The following is a 23537-nucleotide window of genomic DNA, read 5'->3' as shown; positions in this document are numbered from 1 at the left end:
CCGGAATTAGTTGACCACTACAATGGTCAAGTTCAATAGACAGTTGTGGAGCGCCACCCTGCTGTATGGGGTCACGCCCTTCCTCATCATGACCGTTATGTTTGCATGGATAGATAAAGTCAAATAGAGCACAGCGCATTCACCGTGTCACTGGCAGGTTGGCGTTTGTGGTTCTCTCGTTGCTCGGCACGGTCTACGTGCTGATTCACAGCCATTCATATCCCGTACGCAGAGCACGCCTGCGTACGGGTGTGAGGTCTCTGCCGGCATTGTGCCCCTAACCCTCCGCTACAGACATGCCAAAGATGGTAACAAGGCCTCAAAAGCGGATCCGATGTTTCGCTATTCAGTCGTCGAGGCTTTTAGCCAGACGGGCCACCAACGCCATGTGGCCGTGGCTGTTGATCACGCAGTAGTCCGCCCTCTACCTCACGCCTCGGGTGAGGTATGCAGACTTCAGTATACTGAGAGGCCCCTTTATCCAAGTCAGTGGGTTGCAATGCCGAGCCGCAAAAGCAGATCACTCGCATCGTCTTATAGCTGGGCCTCGCAGGCCACAGCGGAGCGACGCACATGACAGCCACCCCCCTCATCGCTCGTGAGGTTTACCAGGTGCTCAAAGAGGTCGCTCTGGGTGTACGCGCCCTGCGTCGACTGAGCCCGCAGTCCTGGAGCGAGATCCATACCGGACCTATGCCCGTTGAGGTCGATGGCTGGACGCTTACGCTTTTCAATGACGGCGACATTCTGGATTACTGTGAAGACGCGACGTGCCCTGCAGGAAGAACAGGAACGCTTGAAGACTGGCAGCGTTACGGAACCAATCCAGTTGATCTACTGAGCGCTTGGGAACATCGGCAGTTGGAGCTCATGCTCGCCAATCTTTGAGACCCCATCACCCTTCTTCGTCATCCAAAATGCTACTGGTTAAAGCGCTAGCTCTTCCAGGCTGGAAGCCTGAGTATCAGACCTATGTAGTGCTTCCCTGAAGGATCACCTGTCAGAAAAAACGCCCGATCAAAAGGGAAAAGCACGCGCCAGTTGTGAGGAGGCCTCTTTCTCTAGGAGTGCGCCCAAATTCACTCAGCTTTCCAGCAGAGAGCAGATCATCTGCACGCGTCAAACGAAGTATATCCCTACAATCACCCGAGAAATGGCTGGCTATCTCAGTCAATGGGTTTGGCTCGACTATTAGATCGGGATGACGGCTGACAACAACCTCTTCCCAGGCGGTGTTGTCCTCGAGAGCACCGTGTACTGACGGTTCATTGATCGGTTGATGGTACGCCCAGACTTTGCAAGTGTGAGCACGTCAATGGACCACTCTACAAAACCAAAGTCGCTGTCAATGGCTTAGGAGAGCGAAGTGAGAGACCCAGCATCAAAATATGATCTGACATCTACTGAAAATCTGTTGAATCGAAACATCTCAAATCAGGGCGATAAGTTAAACGCCTCGATCAGAGAGCTACGTACGTCTATTAAAGAACAGAGCGAGAGCATAGCTACTCTCAGCAAACCCCTCATCGATCAACGCCGTCAGTTTTGTAAGGAAATTGCCGAAGAAATCGCACTGAACAATCGTATAGAACGTGATAGGGCCAAAGAGCAACGGTCTGACAAAATCGGAAAATGGATGGTCATTCTGATGACCACGGTGATAATAATTCTAACTGTTTTTAAACTACACATTGAAAGCCTTTAAAATTTTGACAGTCCCTGCTGGCGCCAGGACCACCTGACATCAAGGTTTCAAAAACTCAACGTCAGTCGGCAAGCTTGTCTCTCTTGATCTGCGCTCACACCGTACACAGCAGTGAGCATTTGTGGGACGCGGCAAGGACGCCGCCATGGCCCCCCCTTCCCCTCGAAGCCCTCATGTTAAAACAACGTTTCCATGAGGCACACCCTGTGACAGCACGTGCGATACAAGAACACTACATCCAGAACTGAGAACAGAGCCCCCTGCTCTCTGTACGACTGTGCGCGGCATACGTGTAGTTGCGTGCAATGAGATAGGCCATTTCCTACATTTTCACCGGAAGTGGCTGGCTATCTCACCCAGTGAGTTTGGATCGATGATTTGACCTGGTTAGCTGTCGTTGGCAGCACCTTCCCAAGTGGTCGTGATCTTCGAGGCCACGGTGTGCAGATAGCACATTGATCATCCCTAGTTCGCCCAGCATTCGGAAGTGCGAACAGTCGTCGACACCCTCGCCGATCGAATGCCCCAACCCCACCGTGACGGAGACCTACCGTCAGGTGGTGCCTCCTCGTCACGTCTGCATTGAGTAGGAGACACCATGAGTAGATCTATGGCTTTGTATAACGCGCTGTCAGCCATCAGCGTACCACCGGAAAAAGCCAAAGCCGTCGTAGAGGCTTGGGAGGCCGAAGTGCGAAACGTAGCAACGAAATCCGATTTGGTACGAGTGGAGAAGCAGTTGATCCAAAAAACCGTCGACCTGGGCCGAGACCTGCGTGGCTCGAGCAAAGAGCTCGGCGACACGGTCAAAACCCATGGCGAGCAGATAAACGCGCTCAGCCAAGCGATTGTTACCCAGGGGATCGAACTTCGCGCTGAGATCAAGGAGCAGGGCAACGATCTTCGTGCCTCAATAGAAAAGCAAGGCAACGATTTCTGGCTTGCGATGGAAAAACAAAGCAATGAGCTTCGCGCTGAAATCAAGGAGCAAAGCAATGAGCTTCGCACCGAAATCAAGGAGCAAGGCAGCGAGTTTCGACGTGCAATAGAAACACAAGGCTATGAATTCCGATTGTCGATGGAAAAGCAAGGCCGTCAAACTGACACCCCAATCAAAGCACAGGAAACAGCACTAAACCAAATGGCTGTAAAGCTTGAAAATGCTCTTGAACAGCAAGGTATCAAACTAGAGGCGGCCATCAAAAGCGTCGAGTCAAAATTCAAATACGTGCACTGGCAGCTCAGCGTTATCGTCACTGCTGTCGTGGGTATAGGGATAAAAGTGGTTAATGATTTCCTCATTGGAAAATAGTTTCATGAGCCAAAGCTTTACTGCTCTACCGGCAGGTTTCGGCCTGTAGCTTAAACGCTTTAGACAGTGGGCACTGTCCCCGCCGTACTGATACACCACACTTTCTGCCCATGCGGGGAACACTCCCCGTCCGGGCGCAGTGTCTCTCCGTTTTGGGCTTTTCTGGAGAGACCTATGAAACTGGATTCACTCACACCGCAACAAGAAGCACTGCTCGACCTACCTGTCGTTTTCACGATTAAGGCTTGGAATGAAAGTGTTTACATAGCAAAGCCACTGAACATCGCCGAACAGGGCTGTCGCCTGACTGCAGTACTTCAGGCCGTTCACGAAACCATCATCCAGGAGGCGTGGGACGACGAGCCTATGTTCTTTGACTTCAGCCACGAATGCTTTCCCTCCACGGGTGAGCGATCAGATCGAGTCCTGTTGGATCTGCGCCTGGTCGTAGATCGGAAGGAAGATGAACTGCATGTGCTGACGCTCATGCTCAGGTATGAGGCCGAGGCACTTGAAAAGCGGATTCCTGGAGAGCTCTTTGCTTTCGGTGAAGTCGTCATGACCCAGGGCGTAGAGGCGCTTGCTCAACAAGGTCTGTTGGACATGGCGCATTTTCTGGACCGTCATCTCTGTGGTGATTGGGGAGAATTGCCAGGGGCGGACAGACTGAAAAACGAACGGGCGGTGCTGACCGGCGCCAGCTTGTTCTCGCAATACGACGTTGACGTTGGAGCGGCGAAGATGCTCTGGATCATCACCTCGGCAGACAGGCGATTCACCTACCTGCTCCTGCCCGTTGAACCCACCCTGCCCCAGTTTGACTGAGGCTAACTGACCGCCTACCCGCCTTTTCAGGCGAGTAGGCGGTTTTTTTCATTCCGAGGCGTGAGGATATTAGCTGGACGTTAGGTGAGGAGAACGAAAATTGCAGTTTGCATGACGTAAGCCTCCATAAGACGTGACTTGAAAAGCCGCTGACTGGCGGCGCGACGGGCCAGTGAAATCGACCAGTTACTGCCGCATAACGGGCAGCCAGCTATGCTGGGTAACCCACTCACCCAAGGACATAGAATGCTCATTGTCTTCAGCGGCCTTCCAGGTACCGGAAAAACGACTATCGCAAGTGACCTTGCCACCAGAACAAGTGCTGTGTATCTGCGGATCGATACGATTGAGCAGGCTATTCGCGACTCTGGTGCTCTTGCACAAGATGTAGGACGGAGCGGTTACATGGTCGCCAATGAGCTTGCTCTGAGCAATCTTCGTTTTGGCAGCACGGTCATAGTTGACTGTGTTAACCCAGTGATCGAAAGCCGAAGGGCGTGGAGCGATATCGCCACACGCGCTGGTGCTCCATTAGTGAACATCCAAGTGATCTGCTCCGATAAACATGAACATCAGCGCCGGGTAGAAACCAGAAAAATTGATATTCCTGGACTGACCCCACCAACCTGGCAGTCTGTACTGGATCATGAATATGAGGCTTGGGATACCGCTCCGTTTAATATAGACACCGCCCTGACGTCTCCGGCGCAGGCGGTGGCAATGATCACCGAACGTTTTTTATCTAAGGAGTAGCGCTAGCTAAACACCCAAGGTCGCAGATTCACGAGGCCGTGGCGCCGAATGAGTTCGGCGTGCAGGAGATCGTCATGCCTGCCGGTCGCTGTGTCGTGATACGACACGTGGGGTCACCGGATCAGATCGGGGAAGCAATGGCAAAGAGCACTACAACGTATAGGAAACGCCGACTTGCACGGTTCGTGGCGCACCCGGATAGGCATAAACGTTGCCGAACGCGCCTTCTTCGTAGTCGCGATCAAACAGGTTTTTCACGTCGAGATTGAGCCGCACCTGGTCATTGATCTTGTAGAAGCTGAGCAAATCGACGACGGTGTAACTGCCCATCGCTACACGCTGTAACATCAGAATCAAGGGGCCCGAACCGGAGGGACATTCCGCTATGGACGATCTGGACAAAATAGCCCAATCCATTGCCCAGGTATGTTCATCTCACTTCCTCATCAACTTCCAGTACGAAGCAACCTTGTACTGGCGCAACGCTGCGGGGCTTCACCGCAGATAAAACGAGTGGACAAGAACGAGCATTGACAACAGCATTCACAACACAAGAGCACGGACCAATGTTATCCGCACAACAGGCTTGTACCATCGTGCTCGCCCTACATGACGGTACCCTCAGGGACAGAAAGCCCGAGCGCTTTGCCACTCAGTCTTGCGAGCTATCCACGAAGAGCGATTACTGGGTGTAGGTTTTCTGAAACGCTCAACGCTTTACTCCGCGAACAGCATTTCGACAACCCAGTAACAAATCATCCAAGAAGGGATTGATTTCCAGAGACTCTATGAGATCCAGCAACTCTTGGGCAGCAGTTCTGATCGGCCACCACTCGTCATGATCAAATATCAATCGATCATGACAGTGAAATGCAACCTCAGTAAGGCCGTTGCATAGCTTCCAGAGACGCTCCAGACATGTTCTGATCTGCTCTGGTAACACGCTCCCACAGGTTGAAAGAACCTCGTTCAATGGCAGCATCATTTCGGACCAGACTGCACATGCCGGACAGTCCGGGATTGCTCTCTGCTGCAGATCGGCGGTCAGCGCCAGGAATTCAAGGGCTGGGATTGCCTCACACAAAACAAGCACTCGCTCGTACTCGTCCTGACCATACCACTCCCACAGTGTTGTGGAGAAACCCATCATCAATCTCCAAAAAACAATCAGGCCAAACTATTACCCGCCGCGAGCATACTCAACTCTATCAGCCCACTGTTTCTTTGGTCGAACGGCAGCTATGGGCCGATTCAGTTGGCACCATCCCTACGCACGCCCCAAGCGCTACTGACAAAAACTGACGATCGTGTTTGTTACCCTTTGGCCCCCGAGGAAAAGGCCCCCTCAGATATTTATCAATGCCGTCAGAGAAGGACACTCTAATGACACGTGCCATTACTATTCTCACCGAGAATTTTTCGGATTGGGAAACAGCCCTGATCAACTCCACCGGTCGTGGCTACTACGGCTTCGATACACGCTTCGCGACCTCAGGGGGCACCCAAGTCACCTCCTCTGGTGGGATGATCGTCACCCCACACCTGGCGATCGAAGCCATACAGCTCGATGAGCTCGACCTGCTGATCATCTGTGGGGGTACCGTTTGGCAGACCGATCAGGCCCCGAATATCACGGACCTGGTTATCGCGGCCCATGAAAGAAACATCATCCTCGCCGGCATTTGCGACGGTACCCGTGTGTTAGCACAATCGGGCGTGCTCGATAACCTGCGCCACACCTCCAACTCGGCAGAGAACCTGTCGAAACTGAATTACGGTGGAGCGGCTTACTATCAGGATGTCCCCTATGCGATCGCCGATAAGCGCGTAATTACGGCGCCGGGTACCGCTCCGGTCAGTTTCATGGCTGAAATCTTATACACCTTGGGGATCGGTGACGAAAACCTCAAAGCCTACCTGGCAATGCACGCCGCCGAGCACCGCCGGCCCGCCTGGATATTGGGTACTTCAGTAGTAGGTGTCAGCTGATAACAGCGGCTCAAACGATAGAGGAACGCCTTGGAAGAGATCGTATTGGCCCATCCAAAATGGGTCTTGAGCAAGCGCGGCTAGGCACGTCCGCGCCGCTATAGTCGATTCTATTGCCGACCGTACTTCCAGGAGCTTTTCCCAGTGCCCGACATGCCGACCCATTTCGCTTACACAAAGCGCTTCAACGCCGTACTCGCCTACATTGATGCCAATCTCGAAGGTGACCTGTCGGTGAAGACGTTGAGCCATGTGGCGAACTTTTCGGCGTTTCACTTCCATCGGCAATTCACCGCGTTCGTTGGCGTGCCTGTCTCACGTTATGTGCAACTGATGCGACTACGACGTGCGGCACATCGCCTGGCCGCCCTCGCTGATCACTCGGTACTGGACGCCGCACTCGGTGCCGGCTTTGAAAGTCCCGAGGCATTTTGCCGCGCGTTCAGACGGGCATTCGGTACGACGCCGAGTGCGTTCAGGAAGGAACCGAACTGGCAGGTCTGGAATGCGGTGTTCGCCATCCCTCACTTTTCCAGGACTATTGTCATGCAAATACGAATCGTAGATTTCCCTGAGGTCAAGGTAGCCTCGCTCGAGCACTGCGGACCACCCGGGCTCGTCAATGAGAGCGTGCGCAGGTTCATCGAGTGGCGTATGCAGAGCGGACAGTCGCCGGTGGCATCGAGTCGCAACTTTGGCATTCCCTATAACAACCCCGATACGACACCACCAGAAGCATTCCGCTTCGCAATCTGCGGCGAGATTCACGAGGCCGTGGCACCGAATGAGTTCGGCGTGCACGAGATCGTCATTCCTGGTGGTCGCTGCGTCGTGGTGCGACACGTGGGGTCACCGGATCACATCGGCGAAACGATCTATCCGATTTACCGCGATTGGCTTCCTGCCAGTGGAGAGGAACTGCGTGACCAGCCGCTGTTCTTCAATTACCTGAGCATCTATCCCGAGACACCGCAGGATCAATGGCAAACAGATGTGTATGTTCCGCTGCAATAGCGGAGCAGGCAGAGCCTTCGCCCCTGAACGGACATTGACGATGTGACCGTTCAGGGTCGACTTTTTCAACAGAATCGACCCGTTGCTACCGGTCGCGAGGTTTCTGACCTCGTTTTTTCTTGCCCTCTGGTTCACTCCTTAATCTCGAGAAATCGAGGTTTTTTTCCTGACCGGACCTTAACATCGCTTGCATGGAGCAAGTAAATTCCTGCAATTCACTTGCTTTTTGCAAGCGAGACGACCAGCATGACTTCTAAGTTGAACGCAGTCGCACCAGCGCGTTTCGTATCACACTGCTCAGAAGGGCCAATAACATGCTCGTTTTCGTCACTGGCGGCACCGGCCACGTCGGTTCGTACGTCATCCCTGACCTCATCGCAGCCGGCCACGAGGTCGTCGCTCTGGCGAGGTCAGACGCGTCCGCGGCAGCGGCGGCAGCGCTCGGCGCCAAGGTGCGTCGTGGAGATCTTGCCGACCTCAAAGGGCTCAAGGCGGCGGCGGTTGAGTCCGACGGCGTCATTCACCTCGGATACAGGGCCGAACTGCTTTCGTCCGGCGGGATCGCCGCCTTGGCCGAATCGGAACTCGCGACCGTCCTCGCGTTCGGCGAAGCGCTGGCGGGCACGAATAAGCCACTGGTCGTTGCAGGCAGTATCGGCACGCCCATGAATGTGGGCAGGGCGGCGCCTATCGGCGCGCCGGTCAGTCTGGGCCGCCCGGCGACCGAGGAGGATCCCGCTCTACCCAGCGGCCCGAACGATTCAGGCACTCTGTTGACACGCAATATCGTGGAAACCGCCGTCGTGGGCCTCGCCGAGCGAGGTGTCAGATCGTCGGTCGTGCGGATTCCCACGCTCTTACACAGTGCGACCGGTCGCCTGCAGCTGATCACGCTCGCGAAAACAAAGGGTTTCGCCGGCTATCCGGGAGACGGCAAGAACCGCTGGCCCGCCGTGCACGTCCGCGATCTAGCCTCTCTGTTCCGCCTGGCGCTCGAGAAAGGGGCCGCAGGCAAAACCTGGCACGCGATCGGCGACGAGGGAATCCCGTTCCGCGAGATCGCCGAGGCTATAGCCGCTCGCCTGGGAATACCCGCCGTGAGCATCCCCGCGGACGAGCTGATGCTGCCGGGCTACTTTGGGTTCCTGGCGGCAGTGGCCACGCTGGACCTCCCCGCGTCGAACGCCATCACCCGCCAGGCTCTTGGCTGGGACCCCGTTCAGCCCGGTCTGATCGAGGACCTGGACAACGGCCATTACTTTCCACCGACTGACTTGAGCTGACGGCGGGGCGCTGGATCGCCAATGCGCCCGGCACAGTCCCCTGACACCTTTTCTCGCACCCCATCACCCATGAGGAGCACGCATATGCGCGTTTTTGTCACTGGCGGCACCGGCCATTCCGGTCCGTACATCATCTCCGATCTTATCGCCGCCGGCCATGAGGTCACGGCCCTGGCTCGGTCCGACAAGGCCGCCGCGCAGGCGGCTGCGCTCGGCGCCAAGGTACATCGCGGCCATCTCGAGGATCTCGACGGGCTCAAGGAGGCGGCCGCAGCCTCGGACGGCGTCATCCACCTCGCGCACCGGCAGGACCTGATTCCAACCGGCGGAATCAACGCCGTTGCGGCCGCGGAGCTTGAGATCATGCTCGCCTATGGCCAAGCACTGGCCGGAAGCGGAAAGCCGTTGGTCGTATCTGGAAGCGTCGGCTCGCCCGGCTGGGAGGGCCTGGGCCGGGCGGCCACCGAGGAGGATCCACCCCTTCCCGGCGGCGATCCGTACAAGAATACCCTGCGGGTTCGGAACATCGTGGAAACCACGGTGATCGGTCTCGCCGAAAAGGGCATACGGTCTTCAATCGTGCGGATCCCTGAGATCATGCACAGCTCCACCGATAACGCCGGCTTCCTTCCACTGTTGATCGGGCTGGCCAAGGAAAAGGGTGTCGTCGGCTACCCCGGAGACGGTGCCAACCGTTGGGGGGCCGTGCACGCCCGTGACCTCGCCAGCGTGTTTCGCCTGGCGCTGGAGAAAGGCGCCGCGGGCAGAAGCTGGCATGCAATCGCCGAAGTGGCCATCCCATACCGCCAGATCGCCGAAGCCATTGCCAGCCGATTGAATCTGCCCGCCGTGCCTATTCCCGCGGACGTGCTGATGCTGCCTGGCTACTTCGGGTTCCTGGCGAATCTGGTCACGCTGGACACCCCGACATCGAACGCCATCACGCGCCAGGTTCTTGGTTGGGAACCGACCCAGCCCGGACTCTTCGCCGATCTTGATAACGGTCATTACTTCCCGGCCGTCTGATGAGGTGACGGCACACCGCCGGGCCGCACTGCGCCCGGCGGGTGGCCAAGCCGCGACGGCGTAACCCGTCCAGAAAAGACGAAAAATACCTGATTTCAGAACGGAGACTGCACATGAGCACTATCAGCATTATCGGTTCGGGAGGCATGGCCACGGCGGTCGCCGGCCGTATTGCCAAGGCCGGACACACCGTCGAGGTATTCAGCCGCGATCCCGCCAAGGCGCAGGCGCTTGCCGACAAGCTCGCCTCCGGAGCGATCACCGGGACTTACGGCGCCACTCCGGCGGGCGACATCGTCATTCTCGCCGTGCCGTACCCCAGCGCGGTGGCGGTACTGGCCGACTTTGGGAAATCGCTCGACGGTAAGGTGATCATCGATATCACCAACCCGGTCGCTCCCGATCTCTCGGGCCTCGTTACCCCCCACGGCAGTTCCGGTGCGCAGGAGATCGCCAAGGGCGCCCCCGCCAGCGCGCATGTCGTCAAGGCGTTCAATACCCTCTTCGGCCACGTACTTGCCAAGGGTGAACGCCTCGACGCGTTCATCGCGGCGGACGATGCGCACGCCAAGGCGCGGGTCTCGACGTTTCTCGAGAGTCTCGGGCTGCGTCCGTTGGATGTCGGCGGCCTGCAGATGGCCCAGACGCTCGAGGCGCTCGGCCTGATGATGATCGGCCTGGCCAAAAACGGCGCCGGCAGCTGGGACATCGCCATGAAAGTCGATATCGGCTGAATCACCGACACCCCGTCCTCACCAGCAGGTCCACAACGTGTCCGATGAGATCGGACACGTTCCCAGGTAAAAGGACATGGAGAGATTTCGATGAGCACACAAGGGAATGTCCAGACTGTGAAGAGTTTTTTTGCAGCCATGGGCCGCGGCGATAGGCCCGGTCTGCTGGCGTTGTCTGCCGAAGATATCGAGTGGATCATTCCGGGCCAGGACTGGCCGCTGGCCGGCACGCACCGCGGGCACCAGGGATTGGCGGATTTGCTTCAGAAGGCTTGCGAAATGGAAACTTCATTCCCCAAGCCCCCCGAATTTGTAGCGCAGGGGGACCGGGTTCTGATGGTCGGGTTCGCCACGGGGAAAGTTAAGGCCACGAACAGGACGTTCGAGGACCATTTTGTCTTCGCCATGACTGTTCGCAATGGCAAAGTGACAAACATCCGCGAATATATCGACACGCAAGCACTGGCACGCTCCTCCGAGATGGCGTGAGCTGTTGGCGCTGATTGAAAACGGACCCAGCCCATTCAAGAGAGGCCGGGACCTACGGCTGAGCGGTCCAAACCGCCAGCTCATAGCCATCTGGATCAATGAAGTGGAACCTGCTTCCACCAGGGAACGAAAAGGTTTCGTGGGAAATAACAGCCCCGACCGCCTCGGCAACCTAGCTTTTATATCCCGGCGGAACCGAGAAAATCTCAGTTTCAGGCGAAGCTAGGTCGGCGACACCCTTCGTGTTGAGTGCCTGCGCGGCAGCCACCGTATTTAGCGACTCGCGAAGCAGCTTGATTTTGCCGTTCTCGGCGACAAGTCGTCCCGCGAACAGATGATGGATCAGACGCCCGGTGGCCGCCGCGCGCGCATCTGTCAAATACTCGGCGTACACCTGATTCCCCGTATCCATCAGTACAGTGACGTTTTCAGGTTTGAAGCCGAAGCCTGGGTAAAGGGTGCCGCCGACAAAATCGTAAAATTTTGCGATGGCTTCCCGCCCCTGATGACGGCTTGGGATACCAAGCGAATGCAGGAATGGAAGTTCCAGCACTCCGTCTTCAGCAAACAGCTTGGCACATTTCTTACCATCAGGAGCTGCGGCAAGTAAATCCAACAGTAGGGTCTTTGCATCTGTCATAGAAAACTTACTCGAAAAATCAGTGAACGCGCGTAGTACGGCGCTATTTAATCAGTTCGGAAAACTATCACCGAACATGGGTAGTCCGCTCTTTGATCCGTCGCGCGTAGCTTCGTCCTGAATGACGTCCCAATGCTCAGCGAGCTGGCCGTTTTCGATTCGCACTATATCGACCACAATCCAATTTACCGGGGCGCCGAATCCTGAAAACCGGCCATGAAGCATTACATAATCACCCGATGCCACAGCCAGTGCATTTTCGTAGCGAAACTCAGCGGGCGCTGCCTTAACTAGTTCAAAAAGGCCCTCACGACCTGGTGCAATGTAGGCACTGTGCTGGATGTAGTCGGGTGACCAGAAGCGTTCTGCTGCGGTATAGTCGCGCTTGTTGAACAGCGTCTCAAACGCTTCCAATACGAAATGCTTATTCTGCTCTTCGTGGTTCATTGCCTGTCCTTCTCTATGATTTCAATGGATGTAAAATATAAACAATCAAATAGTTTTTGCGTTCTTGAGCCGAGCGCTCAGTGCGGCCCAACTGGAAGGTGATATATCCATTATCGCGCTACTATCTAAGGGCTACTCTGCTCGTAAGCGCATTGGGACAATCTCCCCTTGGCATCTCATCCAACGGAACGTGTACGTCGCGCAGCAACTTGGGCTCGTCCCCCTTTTTGGGTAGGGCGCCCCGTAACCAAGTGACGCCCGCCACGCTCGGCGTCACGGCCCCAGAGTGAGTTCTTCCCCAGCATTGCCTTTGCTAAACCCAAAAGGATAGCCAGGGAAGCTGGCTATGGGTTTGGGCCGTCCAGATGTAGCGGGTTTGTAACTTCCCGCATTGCTGGTTGACCTCGTTTGAGATTTCTAGGTTAAGGCAACCTGCGCAGTCCTTAAATAGATACAATCAGAAAACAGTTTTGTCGAAAAGACAATGATGGAAAGGGTCGTACTGATGGACAAATTGCGCGCACTCAAATACTTCATCAAGGTTGCTGATACCCTAAGCTTCACCGAGGCGGGCAGAGCTTTCGATGTGCCAGCCTCCTCAATATCCCGGCGAATCGCGGAGCTTGAAAATTCTGTCGGGGCGGTGCTCCTCCATCGCACGACTCGAAGCGTCAGCCTCACCGAAGTGGGAGAAACGTATCTGGCACAGGTTCGTTCAGGGATGGCACAGCTGGCTGCCGCCGAAGAGCTTTTGAAAGATCAAGCAAGCCGACCCAGCGGTACGCTACGCATCAGTTGTACACCAAGCTACGGGCGGATGAAGCTGCTGCCTGTGCTGCAGGATTTCAGCGACATTTATCCAGACGTCCTCCTTGACGTGGATTTAAGTGACGAGCTACAGGATCTCGGTGGCGATAAATACGACATTGCTCTCCGAGCCGGTTCTGAACCAGAGAATCGGGTGGTTGCGCGTCGACTCGACCCGAATATCTTCATCCTCGCAGCCTCTACAACCTACTTGGCAACTCGTGGCACGCCAAGGACAGTGGAAGACTTAAAAGGCCACTCGGCACTCATGTATCGTGGCTCAAAGAGTGTCCTAAAATGGCTTGGTTTTGATGGCAAGAACTGGATAACCCCTCGGATTGTCCCAACATTCATTAGCAATGACGTAGCCTCTTTGACTGCCATGGCATGCAAGCACCGTGGGATGGTACTGCTGCCTGAGTGGAGCTTGCGCGAATACCTGCAGCAGGGGGAATTGGTCACTGTAGACCTTAGTCAGCCGGTTGGGATCTCGCGGACCGAGGTCGGGATCTACATGCTTTACCTGCAATCGCGCTATCTGATCCCGAAAATCCGACTAGCAGTGGAGTTTATCTACCAGCGCTTGGCCCAACGAAACGATGATGGCAGCCTTAAGTGAGTGGCATCTATAAAGGGTCGATTCTGTTGAAAAAGTCGGTCTCGGTTTTCACGACAGAAAAGTACGCGTCTGAGATTGAAATCCGTGTTTTGAGCAGAGGGTGTTCTTCAGTCCTACATGGCCAATTACTCACTAACCAGAATAAGGGGGAACGGATTCAAGGTATGAATCGTGTGGGTCCGACCATAGTCGACGTCAAGCATTTGTTCGACGTTGCCGTGATCGGCAGTAATTAGACATTTACCGCTGTCCAAATATGACGCCAAGGTCAAGCAGTACCTCTGGGCTGCAGCACTCCCGTCAAACAGGAGTGCCACATTAGCTGGACAAAGCCGTCAAATAACGAGCAGTGGACATTTCAAAATACTTATGAACGACGACCAGGTTGGAATCCATGACTTCTCGCGTTCCATACGGCCAGTAGACTCAGGACTGCAAGAACGAATAGAGTCCAAGGAAAAGAACCAGGACCGACGTACTGAAGTAAAACGCCCCCTAGAAGCCCGCCACCGGCGACTGCCAGATTAAATACGGTTACCAACATTGATTGCGCGACATCTGTCCCTTCACCCGCATTATCCGCGATAGCAGTCTGCAACAAAGTTGGCGCCCCACCAAAGGTCAGCCCCCACAAAGCGATACCAGCCAGAGTAACAATTGAGCTTCCATTGGCGATGCCGATGATTAATGCCGCTGCAGCAAACAGTGCAAGACTAAGAATCGTCAGAGTCCTGAGTGAGCGATCTACAAACACCCCCGTTATCCAGATTCCCAGGACGGATGATGCACCAAACAAAAACAATACAACATCAACATATTCGGCGAGACCGACTGACGCCAGATAGGGTGCGATATAGGTGTAGAGAATGTTATGAGCCAAGATCCAAGCGAAGATTACGAAGAGTACTGATCGGATACCCGGGGTAAGAAAAATGGCTCTAATTGATTGACGTTTTGAAGACGATTGCCCAGGGTAATCAGGAATACAGGATCTGACCCAAATCAACAGTGCAAATGAAAGCCCCGACATTATCCAAAATACACCTCTCCAATCCGAAAGGCCGCCCAACCAGGCACCCAATGGAACGCCAATAGAAAGAGCGATGGGTTGACCTACCCCGACAATTGCCAAGGCCCGCCCTTGAAGATGGTTAGGTACCATACGTCTTGCGTAGCCAGCCAGCAGCCCCCAAATAAGACCGGCGGCCATACCAGCGATAAATCGCGAGATAAGTATCACGACGAAATTAGAAGAAATCGCCGTAATTGAGTTGAAAACCAGCAAACCAGAAATAGCCAGAAGAAACAGTGGTCTCCTCCTCCAGCTACGTGTGGCCGCAACGATAGGGATCGCGGCTAAAACTGAACCCAAGGCATAAAGGGTTACCAACTGACCGGCAAACGCCTCTGAAACTCCAAGGCTCAATCCAATCTGTGGTAACAGTCCCGCGGGCATGGTTTCAGTCATGATAGCAATGAAACCAGCTAACGTGAACGCGAGTAATTTCCAAATAGGAATACGCTCGCTATAGTCGATATCGGAAATCGGCCGATTGGAAAAACTACTGTCCTGAGCTGTCATAATACCTTCACCGTTTTAATAGTTTGGGACTTTGCAAAGCAGATGTGCACGCTCAAGGATCTCGGGATCATAAACCTCCGCGCGCCATCCCAGAGGATCAATAGGTTCGAGCGCTATTGATATTACATTTGCACTGCAAGAAAACACGGATTCAAGCAACTGCGAGATACCGTTGTTGATCTGCTGCTTCTGCTCTTCAGCAATATCTGTACGAAAATACTTTATATTTACATGAGGCATACCCAGCGTCCTCTACAAAAAAATCGAAACTTTAGGCACAAAATTCTCAACCTGCATCACTCTTGATGCAATCGCCTCAGTGAGATTTTTTATGCCGGCCTCCTTCAAAACCTCATAGTGATCAAAACCAAGTTCAAACACCTGAGGAGTTGCTGCTAGACCGCCCAAAGATGCCTCAAGGAATGAGTAATCATCGCCAACCGCCTTGAAAATCGAGATCGGGGCATCGATCACATGTTCGGCCATCTCCTTAAATGTGTATTTAAACTCATAAGTCAACTCAACAATCTTGACAATCCTTTCTATAACAACCGGCTCAAGACTAGGGTATCGAGCCGCTACAAACTCGATGAATTCTTCAGTCGTATTCACAGAAGATAAGCACTGAGCAAGTTCGGGGCCCGAGATAGAACTTGCAAAGACAGAGTAGAGAATTGTCAGATAACTCTGATCAAACCTGTTACCTGAGTGCGACAACGCAAAATCTGCTGATTTCCGAGTTTGAGGTGAACCTGGAGCGATCAAAAATAAATTATCAACAATGTCCCCCGCCTGCTCAAGTTGATAAGCGACCTCAAAAGAGACCCGAGCACCAAAAGAATAACCCCACAGGGTATAAGGACCGTGCTTTTGATGTTCCTTGATTATTTTAATATCTTGCGCCGCCATCTCCTTGATCGTTGAATATGGAACCTCGCCTTCATTGATACCCAGTGCCTGCACAGCAAAAAACGGTCTGTTCAATCCATTATTCGTTGCAAGTAAGCGCAAATTCATCGGGTATCCACCAAGCCCTGGCCAGCAATAAATTGGTGTACCGGCGGATTCAGCACTCAATTTAATTAAACGGGAGATCTGTTTGGTTTTCTTTTCCTCGAGAAGCACCGCAAGTGATTCGACCGTTGCTGCGGAGAAAATAGTCTGCAAAGGCAAAGTAGCCGTCAAAACCTTATTGATCTTGTTGATTAACACAACTGCAAGCAGCGAGTTTCCGCCCACTTCGAAAAAATCATCAGTTATTGACACTGACTCGCAATTCATCACATCTTGCCATATCTGCGCAACCTCTTTTTCCATGGTAGAACGAGGTAAAATATAGGTTTTTTTTACGCGCTGCGCCTCGACGAGAGACTTAAGCATTTGAACATTAACTTTCCCATTCGCGGACAAAGGTAGCTTATCAAGCACAATGATTTTATTGGGAATCATGTATTCAGGCAAAAAATCAACCAGATCCTGCTTTATTATTTCTGCGGGCCCTTTGGAATGCACAGCATCTTCCTTCATCCCCTCACTAAGAATTTGTGCTTCGCTGACTCGGCCAGCCAGGGCAAAATACGAAGGGCCCGAGCCAAGATCTGCATCTTTCAAGATGGCATTCAATCTCTTGGCAGTCAGCAAATCATTTCCTGTTTTGGAACTGTACCCAGAGGACATCAAGCCGATATTGATTCCATTGAGTTGCAGTTGCTGTAGTCTTCTGCCGAGATCGACATAGTTACTCCAGCCGTCGAAGGATCTACTAATAATAGATACACCAAAACTTGAGTTCTCATATGTCTGCTGATTGATCGCAATAACATGTTTTTTCAATATCAAATCAGAGGAAATCTTTATGAGTTCACCGTTTGAATATCGATATTGGCCTTCATCAAGATCCGTAACTTTACCGGCATGAGCTTGAACCAGCAACTCTACAGCCCCGCCCAAACGCCTTTCAGCTGAGGGCACAACATCGTAGCTTCCGGTATAAAAATGGTCACTTGTGCATTCTAAAAACATTCTAACATTAGGCGTAAAATGACTATTCCCAATGCCTAACCCGTAAGCTGGCAGAACACAGTCAAGTAACCCAAGTATGTGCCCTGCTTCCATATCCAGGACTTCAATAACATTATTCTTGTAAACAGCTTCGATGGCAGATTTTTTTCCCATAAGGTGGATTGTTAATCCATAAGCCCGCGCCCCCTCGATCGGTTGAATTAGAACGAGCTCATGATCAACCGGTGAAAAGTAGTAGTAACCTGAAACAAGGCCCGCAAAATTGTGGATCTCGAGATAAAGCTGGGTCGCATAAAGAGCGCCTGGGGATGCATAAGCATATTTCGGCAACAAACGTTCCGGGCTAGTAAACGGCCCGAGCGTTCGAAGTATTTCTCCGAGCGTACTAAGGGAAACCTCGGTCAGGCTTGTCGACTCTGTTGCGACGACGCGGTGCTCCAACAGCTCTACAATATCTTTTTTACAGATCGCATCACCTTCGAAAAAACGGTATGTTTTCCGAGCAAACGCTTGTTTCCTTTGTTGCTCTGAAGCCATTTTACGAGGAAGAATGATGACCGGTTTCCCAGCATTTTCCGCATCACTTCGCAATCCGAGGTTGCTCAGTTGTGCCTTGACCTGGACTCGACCTTCCTTCGATTGGTGATGAGCACCATGGCTTCCCTGATCCATTAGGGTAGCCTCACGCGGATTCAACTCTAAACACGCAATCAGAGTCTGAACACCCGAGTGTGAGTCACTATCAATAATGGCGGCAGCGCTTTTTACCCAATCATGATTTTCAATGGCCACACGAATTTCGTCCAACTCGACACGATAGCCACGCAGTTTTATCTGATTGTCGACGCGACCTACAAATTGAACACTGCCATCTTTATTCCAGCTTGCAAGGTCGCCCGTCCGATACAGTCGAATCTTTTGTTTGGTATCACCCACGGACAATCTTATAAATTTTTCCGCCGTCTGCTCCGGCTTATTCAAATAGCCGCGGGCGACCTGCAGACCACCAATATACAACTCACCGACTCTGTCAACCTCGGTATTTGGAACAACCTCTTGACCGTCAACAATATAATAGCTTGTGTTACTTACTGGATAGCCTATGGAGATTACCTTTGGCCCATCAACTAGCATCTGGTTATCGACCGTGATGGCCGAAGCATTGATCGTGCACTCAGTAGGACCGTAAAGATTAATCAGGCTACACTTCGGCATCACATCAAGGCAGCTTTTCGCAAGTTTTCGCGTCAGCGCTTCACCGCCACTGAAAATTTGTGAAAGCGTCGTACACGCTATGAATTCAGGTTCATCAATCAATGCCTGCAATAATGTAGGAACGCACTGAATTGTACTGACCTTAAACTGTTGTATGGTTTCTATCATCGCTGAGGGGTCACGATAGATACCTGACTTTCCCATCACGATTTTTGAGCCCAGTGCAACAGATAGAATCTCCCATTGCGCAGCGTCAAAACTCATGGGGGTTTTGCGCAAAATCGTTTTATTATTATCAATGTTATATTCGTCATTCAACCACAGCAGCTGATTAAGAATGCTGCGGTGCTCGATCTCGACGCCTTTAGGTTTTCCTGTTGTACCTGACGTGTAGATCACATAGGCTAAGCAACTACCCACAAGCCTTTTTGTCCGCGAATTTGCGGAGTCGGCCTCGAAATTTGATTTCAGTTTTACGTCGTTCAGCGTGACAATGATCACGTCAGAAAGAGCTAGCTCCTTCAGCTTCTTGACTAAATGAACCTGAGTAAAAATAACTTTAATCTTCGAGTCCTCAATCATATAACGGACTCGTTCATCGGGATACTCTGGGGCTAACGGCAGATAGGCACAACCGGCGCGGAGAATCCCCCACGTACCGATCATCATATCCATTGAGGGCTCAGCATAAATACCGATACATTCGTTTACTCGAACACCGAAACTCACAAACTCATCAGAAAGCAATTTACTTTTTACATCCAGCTCTGAATAGGTCAAAGCTCCTTCCTGCCCAATTACAGCAACAGCTTCTGGAGACTCCGAGCATTGAAGAAGAAACAAATCCACCAGTGTCCAATCACTGCCACTCGAAAATTTATCGTACTTCGCTTTATCAGACGTCTGCTTCCCTGCAATGATTGAATTTGCAGCCTTCATTTGATTCCTTTCCTTTATTTTAGTATTAAAAAAATCGGCACAGCGAGGCTAGATGCATCATTAAACATGATCGCCAAGGTAGGTATTTCATTGAAAATTAATCGGCGGCTAGCACCATCGCGCCGACTTTCATGATGCAGAGTTCCGAAACGAACGTTTCAGAACTGATTATAAATTTTATCAGTGATGTTCTAAAAGAGCCCCAAATCCACTGAAGGTGTCCACAATGCCACTCTGTCTCAAAGCATGCCAATAGAGCACAACATTATTGGAAATGACCGGTTTGTTTAACCAAGCCTCAGCAATCGTAGCAGCACCCGCCATTGCGACATTGGTGCCGACCTGAACAATGGCCTCTACATCAGCGCTATCAATTTCCTTGATAGCCTGAAATATTTTTTCCTGCGAGATGTGCGATATCTGGGCTGGGCTGTAGGCTCCGAGCCCCTGAATAGCAACGACCTCATAGCCATTATCCGTAAAAAATTTGCTGACGGTGTTATCACCCACTGGCAAGTACGGGGTAATCACCGCGATACGCTTGATGTTGCCAAAGGCTTTAAACGCCGCCTGATATGCATCCGGGCTGGTCGTTACGGGCACACCTCCGGTCATGGTCAAAAATGAATCCATTACACGTTCATGACTTCCAAGGCCATCCCAGTAACTCTCAGGTGAAACACCAATAATCACCCGGTCTGGTTTGCAAGTGAGCAAGCTATGGATAGCATCCTCAGTGGACGTTCGGATATTATTCAAGACACTATTAAAACCAGCTTTTTTATCCATCAACTGGTCTTGAATCAACATCCTGCTTGCATGATTGGTAACTCCAAGGACCCGCAGGGAATCTGTTTCAGGTTGCATGGAAGTGTTAGTAGAAGGGAGAACGATCCCTATTTTTAGTCGATATCCAAGAGCATCAAACATAATTAATCTCAAGGCCGATGGTATTAGCATCGACCTATAAAGTTCGAGGGATCTACAACGGGTTGTTGCTGTTATTTAGCAAGGTACGAAGCGGCCATGTCTTTGTCGCCGTGGCCGGCTTGCAGAGCGCGGTTGAAGCGATTGAGTCCAGCCTCTACTGCATCCACTTTTACGCCAGCTTCCTTGGCGGCCTCAACTACCAACTCAGCGTCCTTGACAGCGTTCGCCACAGAGAAGCTAACGGTATAATCACCGGACAGAATCGACGCCGCCTTCAGTTGAAAGTACATGCTGTCCATAGGACCGCCTTTCACAACATCAACCACCAGAGCAGGATCAACACCCAGTGCTTCCGCAATAGACAGACTTTCTGCAATGCCGTGCGTGAGGGCAAAAGCCCAGCTATTAAGGGCCAACTTCAGCTTGCTGCTAACACCGCTTTGCTCGGAAACCCACAAGGTGCGTTTGCCGATTGCATCGAAGATTGGTTGAATCACTTCTCGGTGCGACAAGCCGCCGGATGCAATGATTATCAGTTGCCCTTGCTCCGCAGGCCCACGAGTGCCTTGAACCGGTGCGTCATAGAACGCCAGACCATGTTCCTCGGCGAATGAAGTCAGTTCTTCGTTCGCTTTAACACCTACAGTGCTCAACTGAACCCAAACGGCGCCTTTTGCAAGGCCTGGCAGCGCGGCTTTCATCGCCTCCAGTACCGCTGGACCGTCTTTCAACACAGTCAGGACAATACTTGCACCACGTACCGCATCTTCTGCTTTTTCAAACACTTCGATGCCCGAAACCGAAAGAGCTGTTGCTTTCTCATAAGTTCGGTTCCATGCATTTACGTTGAATGCATTTTTCTGGAGGTTACGCGCTACCGCAGCCCCGATAATGCCTGTCCCAAGTACCGCTACGGTTTTGGATTGAGCGGATGCTTGCGCAGAGTTAGTCATTTTATATCCCTATCGATCGTTAGCTTTAGTTTATCAATCGGTACAGCAGGCGCTTTAGCACTAAAGGTACTCGGCGCCCGTTTACATCCCATCAACACGGTTATCCAAAAAATCTTCATTCTGGAATGATCAGTACAATACTAGGCAAAAAAATCTACTCGTCTAGCCACTGTAAAATTTTTCTCAAAGAGTACTTATTGCGATATCAACAATGTCTTCCAGTCTTTCCGCGCGCTCTTCTTTAGCACTGCCCTTACCCAGTACCCGAATACCCTGAATTGTGCTGACAAAAAATCTGGCGAGGGCGCCTGGATTTTTTTCTGCCGATATTTCGCCGATCTCCTGACCTCGTTTTATCAGCTCTTTGAGGGCTCGTTCCATGCGGGCAAAGTTTTGAGCAACCAAATTTGCTATGTCTTGGTCATGCCTTGCCAACTCTAACGAGGCATTGGCGACCATGCATCCCATACTCTCTATGTCGTTGAGCTCTTCCGAAACAATTTTCATCAGAAGTTTGCGCACGATATCTCGTACCGAACCTTCCTCAGATAGAATCGAAATGTTTGGCGCAGTGAGTTGGTAATAACGACGCAGCGCAAATTCGTACAGACCTAGTTTGCTGCCGAAGGCGTTGTAGAGACTTCCGCGCCCAAGACCTGTTCCTTCTACAAGGTGCTGAATGCTTGCCCCGCTATACCCTCGCAACCAAAAAACACGCATAGCCGCCTCGGCTATGGCATCTGAGTCAAACTCCTTGGGTCTCATAGGGTTGCGCGCTCTGGAATGATCGTTCCAATCAATGTAAAGCTTCTATTTCAGATAGTCAACACCCGATTCTCGACCTGAAAACATTGTTCCTGGCGTCTGCCCCAGGCAGCACAACGGTCAAGGAACGATCTTCACAGTAAAAAAAAGCAGTAAATCCCGCAAGATTTTTTCATCACTGGGCTAACGTCGAAATTCCTTGCAACAAGGTTTTAAATCGTGCAACTTAAAAAAAGCTCGGGTCTTGAGTGAATCCTATTCACTTGATTTCAACTAAAGCTCATTCAACTATCGTACTTATTCCGTACAGTCGCGACCTCGATAATGTAAGTCGAGTGACTAGCTGTCGCTAAGAACCAACCAGCAAAGGATATTTATACATGAATATTGACATCAAGCGCACCGGCCTAAAAACTGCGGCATATTTAGAGACTGTAACTATCCCGGCCACTTCCTCTCTTACTTACGTCAGCGGTATTCTGGCGGATATTGTTGATATCGATGCACCTCCAGGCACAGCATCATCCTACGGCGATACAAAAAAACAGACCATTTCGGTATTTAAAAAAATCAATAACATCCTACGAGAGTGCAACTTATCCATGGCGGATATTATTCAAATTCGAGTCTTTCTTGTTGGAACCGCAGAGCTGGGCGGCAAACTCGATTTCTCAGGCTTCCAGCAGGGTTACAATATGTTTTTTGGGACTTCAGACCAGCCAAACAAGCCAACTCGAACCGCCGTTCAGGTTGTCGCCCTGCCGCTACCAGGTACATTAGTAGAAGTGGATGTTATTGCGGCTGGCCGCTGAGAGCCAGGATAGCATACTTAAACTTTTTGGCATTGCTATACAAGGCCGATTCATTCCTTTTTATATAGACTAATCCACACTCCGGAAACATCCAAGACGAGAAACAGTTGTAATTAATGTGCTGTTTTAGAAAAAATTTTACCCGCCAGCCTGCGATGGCATCGCCTCACGGGCTCGCATGTATCATGCTCAAGATATCTCCTCCCTTTGCATTCCAGAAATAGCGTGTCGGCTGGCCGCCGTTTGCTGCCTGTCGTGACAGGCAGCAAAGGCCCAGAGGGTGTAAAAACGCTCATGGGCATCATTTTTTGGAGCATCGACGCTCGTTGGCTGAGTGATCGCATGGTCAGCGTTACGGCTTGCATCGGTGATGACCGAGAGTAGGCCAACGCTGTTTTACAGCCTCTTGGATGGGCCAAAACCGGCGTTTTTTAGGCCGAAAGCGCCTTCATCAAAGCGTTGGCACCGATGACTTTCATGACCCGTTTCAAGTTGTAGGCGAGCACATTCAAGCTCATCTCGGCGCTCCCCCCCGGTGTCAGGATAGTTGTCGCCTTTCTGAATTTTCCTGAAAAGGCAGATCGGGGGCGGAAAGAGACTGTTCGTGCCGTACTATTCACCGGAACGCAAAGCCGCATTACTCAAGATACTGCGTCCCCCACTGAGCCTGTCGATG

22 protein-coding genes and 3 pseudogenes are annotated in these 23537 nt (G+C 52.0%); 14 read left to right on the top strand and 11 right to left on the bottom strand.

The genetic code is table 11. The features are described 5' to 3' along the window. Positions 1-573: 573 nt before the first annotated feature. The 6 genes and pseudogenes from HX830_RS28810 to HX830_RS32240 all read left to right on the top strand — a co-directional run. Positions 574-888, top strand: a complete 315-nt coding sequence (locus HX830_RS28810) for a DUF7693 family protein (protein WP_103499745.1) — start codon at positions 574-576, stop codon at positions 886-888. A gap of 478 nt (positions 889-1366) precedes the next feature. After that, positions 1367-1705, top strand: coding sequence for a hypothetical protein (locus tag HX830_RS28805; RefSeq protein WP_177104049.1), 339 nt, complete (start codon positions 1367-1369; stop codon positions 1703-1705). A gap of 598 nt (positions 1706-2303) precedes the next feature. Then, positions 2304-3017, top strand: a complete 714-nt coding sequence (locus tag HX830_RS28800) for a hypothetical protein (RefSeq protein WP_177104047.1) — start codon at positions 2304-2306, stop codon at positions 3015-3017. Between the two features lie 174 nt (positions 3018-3191). Next, the gene (locus HX830_RS32245; protein ID WP_256350758.1) at positions 3192-3842 is read left to right on the top strand and encodes a hypothetical protein; all 651 of its coding nucleotides are present in this window, start codon (positions 3192-3194) and stop codon (positions 3840-3842) included. Positions 3843-4088: 246 nt separating this feature from the next. Continuing rightward, the gene (locus tag HX830_RS28790) at positions 4089-4595 is read left to right on the top strand and encodes an AAA family ATPase (protein ID WP_103497494.1); all 507 of its coding nucleotides are present in this window, start codon (positions 4089-4091) and stop codon (positions 4593-4595) included. Positions 4596-4618: 23 nt separating this feature from the next. Next, positions 4619-4735: pseudogene (locus tag HX830_RS32240) on the top strand (AraC family transcriptional regulator); the annotation flags it as partial. A 10-nt stretch (positions 4736-4745) separates the two neighbouring features. Here HX830_RS32240 and HX830_RS28785 read toward each other — a convergent pair. Beyond that, a pseudogene (locus HX830_RS28785) lies at positions 4746-4928 on the bottom strand (hypothetical protein); the annotation flags it as partial. Positions 4929-5304: 376 nt separating this feature from the next. After that, complete coding sequence (locus HX830_RS28780) at positions 5305-5742, bottom strand: hypothetical protein (protein WP_177104051.1); 438 nt, start codon at positions 5740-5742, stop codon at positions 5305-5307. A 236-nt stretch (positions 5743-5978) separates the two neighbouring features. Between HX830_RS28780 and HX830_RS28775 the strand changes: the two genes are divergently transcribed. From HX830_RS28775 to HX830_RS28750, 6 genes are all read left to right on the top strand, one after another. After that, entirely contained in the window at positions 5979-6584 is a 606-nt protein-coding gene (locus tag HX830_RS28775) for a DJ-1/PfpI family protein (RefSeq protein WP_103497507.1), read from the top strand. Positions 6585-6728: 144 nt separating this feature from the next. Further along, the gene (locus HX830_RS28770) at positions 6729-7598 is read left to right on the top strand and encodes an AraC family transcriptional regulator (protein WP_177104045.1); all 870 of its coding nucleotides are present in this window, start codon (positions 6729-6731) and stop codon (positions 7596-7598) included. 314 nt (positions 7599-7912) lie between these two features. Then, on the top strand, positions 7913-8881 hold the full coding sequence (locus HX830_RS28765; protein WP_103497509.1) for an SDR family oxidoreductase: 969 nt from the start codon (positions 7913-7915) through the stop codon (positions 8879-8881). An 84-nt stretch (positions 8882-8965) separates the two neighbouring features. Next, a complete protein-coding gene (locus tag HX830_RS28760; RefSeq protein ID WP_152742322.1) occupies positions 8966-9907 on the top strand; it encodes an SDR family oxidoreductase in 942 nt (313 codons plus the stop codon). Between the two features lie 113 nt (positions 9908-10020). Then, complete coding sequence (locus HX830_RS28755; RefSeq protein ID WP_103497511.1) at positions 10021-10641, top strand: NADPH-dependent F420 reductase; 621 nt, start codon at positions 10021-10023, stop codon at positions 10639-10641. Between the two features lie 90 nt (positions 10642-10731). Further along, positions 10732-11130, top strand: a complete 399-nt coding sequence (locus HX830_RS28750) for a nuclear transport factor 2 family protein (protein WP_177104043.1) — start codon at positions 10732-10734, stop codon at positions 11128-11130. Between the two features lie 52 nt (positions 11131-11182). Here the strand turns inward: HX830_RS28750 and HX830_RS28745 are convergent. The 3 genes and pseudogenes from HX830_RS28745 to HX830_RS28735 form a co-directional block, all read right to left on the bottom strand. Continuing rightward, positions 11183-11296 (bottom strand): annotated as a pseudogene (locus HX830_RS28745) (VOC family protein); the annotation flags it as partial. 6 nt (positions 11297-11302) lie between these two features. Continuing rightward, positions 11303-11770, bottom strand: coding sequence for a nuclear transport factor 2 family protein (locus HX830_RS28740; protein ID WP_177104041.1), 468 nt, complete (start codon positions 11768-11770; stop codon positions 11303-11305). Between the two features lie 51 nt (positions 11771-11821). Further along, complete coding sequence (locus tag HX830_RS28735; RefSeq protein WP_177104039.1) at positions 11822-12217, bottom strand: nuclear transport factor 2 family protein; 396 nt, start codon at positions 12215-12217, stop codon at positions 11822-11824. A gap of 505 nt (positions 12218-12722) precedes the next feature. Between HX830_RS28735 and HX830_RS28730 the strand changes: the two genes are divergently transcribed. Beyond that, the gene (locus HX830_RS28730; protein WP_177104037.1) at positions 12723-13643 is read left to right on the top strand and encodes a LysR family transcriptional regulator; all 921 of its coding nucleotides are present in this window, start codon (positions 12723-12725) and stop codon (positions 13641-13643) included. 125 nt (positions 13644-13768) lie between these two features. Here the strand turns inward: HX830_RS28730 and HX830_RS32670 are convergent, their stop codons facing one another. The 6 genes from HX830_RS32670 to HX830_RS28700 all read right to left on the bottom strand — a co-directional run bounded on the left by HX830_RS32670 (position 13769) and on the right by HX830_RS28700 (position 22049). Further along, positions 13769-13960 carry a hypothetical protein gene (locus tag HX830_RS32670; protein WP_177104035.1) on the bottom strand — a complete coding sequence of 64 codons (192 nt, stop codon included), beginning with the start codon at positions 13958-13960 and terminating at the stop codon, positions 13769-13771. Positions 13961-14010: 50 nt separating this feature from the next. Further along, a complete protein-coding gene (locus tag HX830_RS28720; RefSeq protein WP_177104033.1) occupies positions 14011-15225 on the bottom strand; it encodes an MFS transporter in 1215 nt (404 codons plus the stop codon). Positions 15226-15477: 252 nt separating this feature from the next. Further along, positions 15478-19401 (bottom strand): amino acid adenylation domain-containing protein, encoded by a 3924-nt coding sequence (locus HX830_RS28715; protein ID WP_218171424.1) that lies wholly within the window; start codon positions 19399-19401, stop codon positions 15478-15480. Positions 19402-19581: 180 nt separating this feature from the next. After that, positions 19582-20331, bottom strand: a complete 750-nt coding sequence (locus HX830_RS28710) for a maleate cis-trans isomerase family protein (protein ID WP_177104030.1) — start codon at positions 20329-20331, stop codon at positions 19582-19584. Positions 20332-20402: 71 nt separating this feature from the next. Next, positions 20403-21284 (bottom strand): NAD(P)-dependent oxidoreductase, encoded by an 882-nt coding sequence (locus HX830_RS28705; protein ID WP_177104028.1) that lies wholly within the window; start codon positions 21282-21284, stop codon positions 20403-20405. Between the two features lie 183 nt (positions 21285-21467). Then, positions 21468-22049, bottom strand: coding sequence for a TetR/AcrR family transcriptional regulator (locus HX830_RS28700; RefSeq protein WP_177104026.1), 582 nt, complete (start codon positions 22047-22049; stop codon positions 21468-21470). 380 nt (positions 22050-22429) lie between these two features. On the opposite strand from HX830_RS28700, the gene HX830_RS28695 reads away from it, so the two are divergent. Continuing rightward, positions 22430-22861, top strand: a complete 432-nt coding sequence (locus HX830_RS28695) for a RidA family protein (protein ID WP_177104024.1) — start codon at positions 22430-22432, stop codon at positions 22859-22861. Positions 22862-23537 lie beyond the last annotated feature (676 nt).

The sequence above is a fragment of the Pseudomonas gingeri genome (assembly GCF_013385425.1).
Classification (GTDB): Bacteria; Pseudomonadota; Gammaproteobacteria; order Pseudomonadales; family Pseudomonadaceae; genus Aquipseudomonas; species Aquipseudomonas gingeri_D.
Note: the sequence above shows the minus strand (reverse complement) of the source record. Positions and strands in the feature narration are given on the sequence as shown.

Bases quoted from the DNA above. Each gene is read 5' to 3' on its own strand.
- HX830_RS28810 (WP_103499745.1), top strand. From the start codon at position 574: ATGACAGCCACCCCCCTCATCGCTCGTGAGGTTTACCAGGTGCTCAAA.
- HX830_RS28800 (WP_177104047.1), top strand. From the start codon at position 2,304: ATGAGTAGATCTATGGCTTTGTATAACGCGCTGTCAGCCATCAGCGTA.
- HX830_RS32245 (WP_256350758.1), top strand. From the start codon at position 3,192: ATGAAACTGGATTCACTCACACCGCAACAAGAAGCACTGCTCGACCTA.
- HX830_RS28790 (WP_103497494.1), top strand. From the start codon at position 4,089: ATGCTCATTGTCTTCAGCGGCCTTCCAGGTACCGGAAAAACGACTATC.
- HX830_RS28780 (WP_177104051.1), bottom strand. From the start codon at position 5,742: ATGGGTTTCTCCACAACACTGTGGGAGTGGTATGGTCAGGACGAGTAC.
- HX830_RS28775 (WP_103497507.1), top strand. From the start codon at position 5,979: ATGACACGTGCCATTACTATTCTCACCGAGAATTTTTCGGATTGGGAA.
- HX830_RS28765 (WP_103497509.1), top strand. From the start codon at position 7,913: ATGCTCGTTTTCGTCACTGGCGGCACCGGCCACGTCGGTTCGTACGTC.
- HX830_RS28760 (WP_152742322.1), top strand. From the start codon at position 8,966: ATGCGCGTTTTTGTCACTGGCGGCACCGGCCATTCCGGTCCGTACATC.
- HX830_RS28755 (WP_103497511.1), top strand. From the start codon at position 10,021: ATGAGCACTATCAGCATTATCGGTTCGGGAGGCATGGCCACGGCGGTC.
- HX830_RS28750 (WP_177104043.1), top strand. From the start codon at position 10,732: ATGAGCACACAAGGGAATGTCCAGACTGTGAAGAGTTTTTTTGCAGCC.
- HX830_RS28740 (WP_177104041.1), bottom strand. From the start codon at position 11,770: ATGACAGATGCAAAGACCCTACTGTTGGATTTACTTGCCGCAGCTCCT.
- HX830_RS28735 (WP_177104039.1), bottom strand. From the start codon at position 12,217: ATGAACCACGAAGAGCAGAATAAGCATTTCGTATTGGAAGCGTTTGAG.
- HX830_RS28730 (WP_177104037.1), top strand. From the start codon at position 12,723: ATGGACAAATTGCGCGCACTCAAATACTTCATCAAGGTTGCTGATACC.
- HX830_RS28720 (WP_177104033.1), bottom strand. From the start codon at position 15,225: ATGACAGCTCAGGACAGTAGTTTTTCCAATCGGCCGATTTCCGATATC.
- HX830_RS28715 (WP_218171424.1), bottom strand. From the start codon at position 19,401: ATGAAGGCTGCAAATTCAATCATTGCAGGGAAGCAGACGTCTGATAAA.
- HX830_RS28710 (WP_177104030.1), bottom strand. From the start codon at position 20,331: ATGTTTGATGCTCTTGGATATCGACTAAAAATAGGGATCGTTCTCCCT.
- HX830_RS28705 (WP_177104028.1), bottom strand. From the start codon at position 21,284: ATGACTAACTCTGCGCAAGCATCCGCTCAATCCAAAACCGTAGCGGTA.
- HX830_RS28700 (WP_177104026.1), bottom strand. From the start codon at position 22,049: ATGAGACCCAAGGAGTTTGACTCAGATGCCATAGCCGAGGCGGCTATG.
- HX830_RS28695 (WP_177104024.1), top strand. From the start codon at position 22,430: ATGAATATTGACATCAAGCGCACCGGCCTAAAAACTGCGGCATATTTA.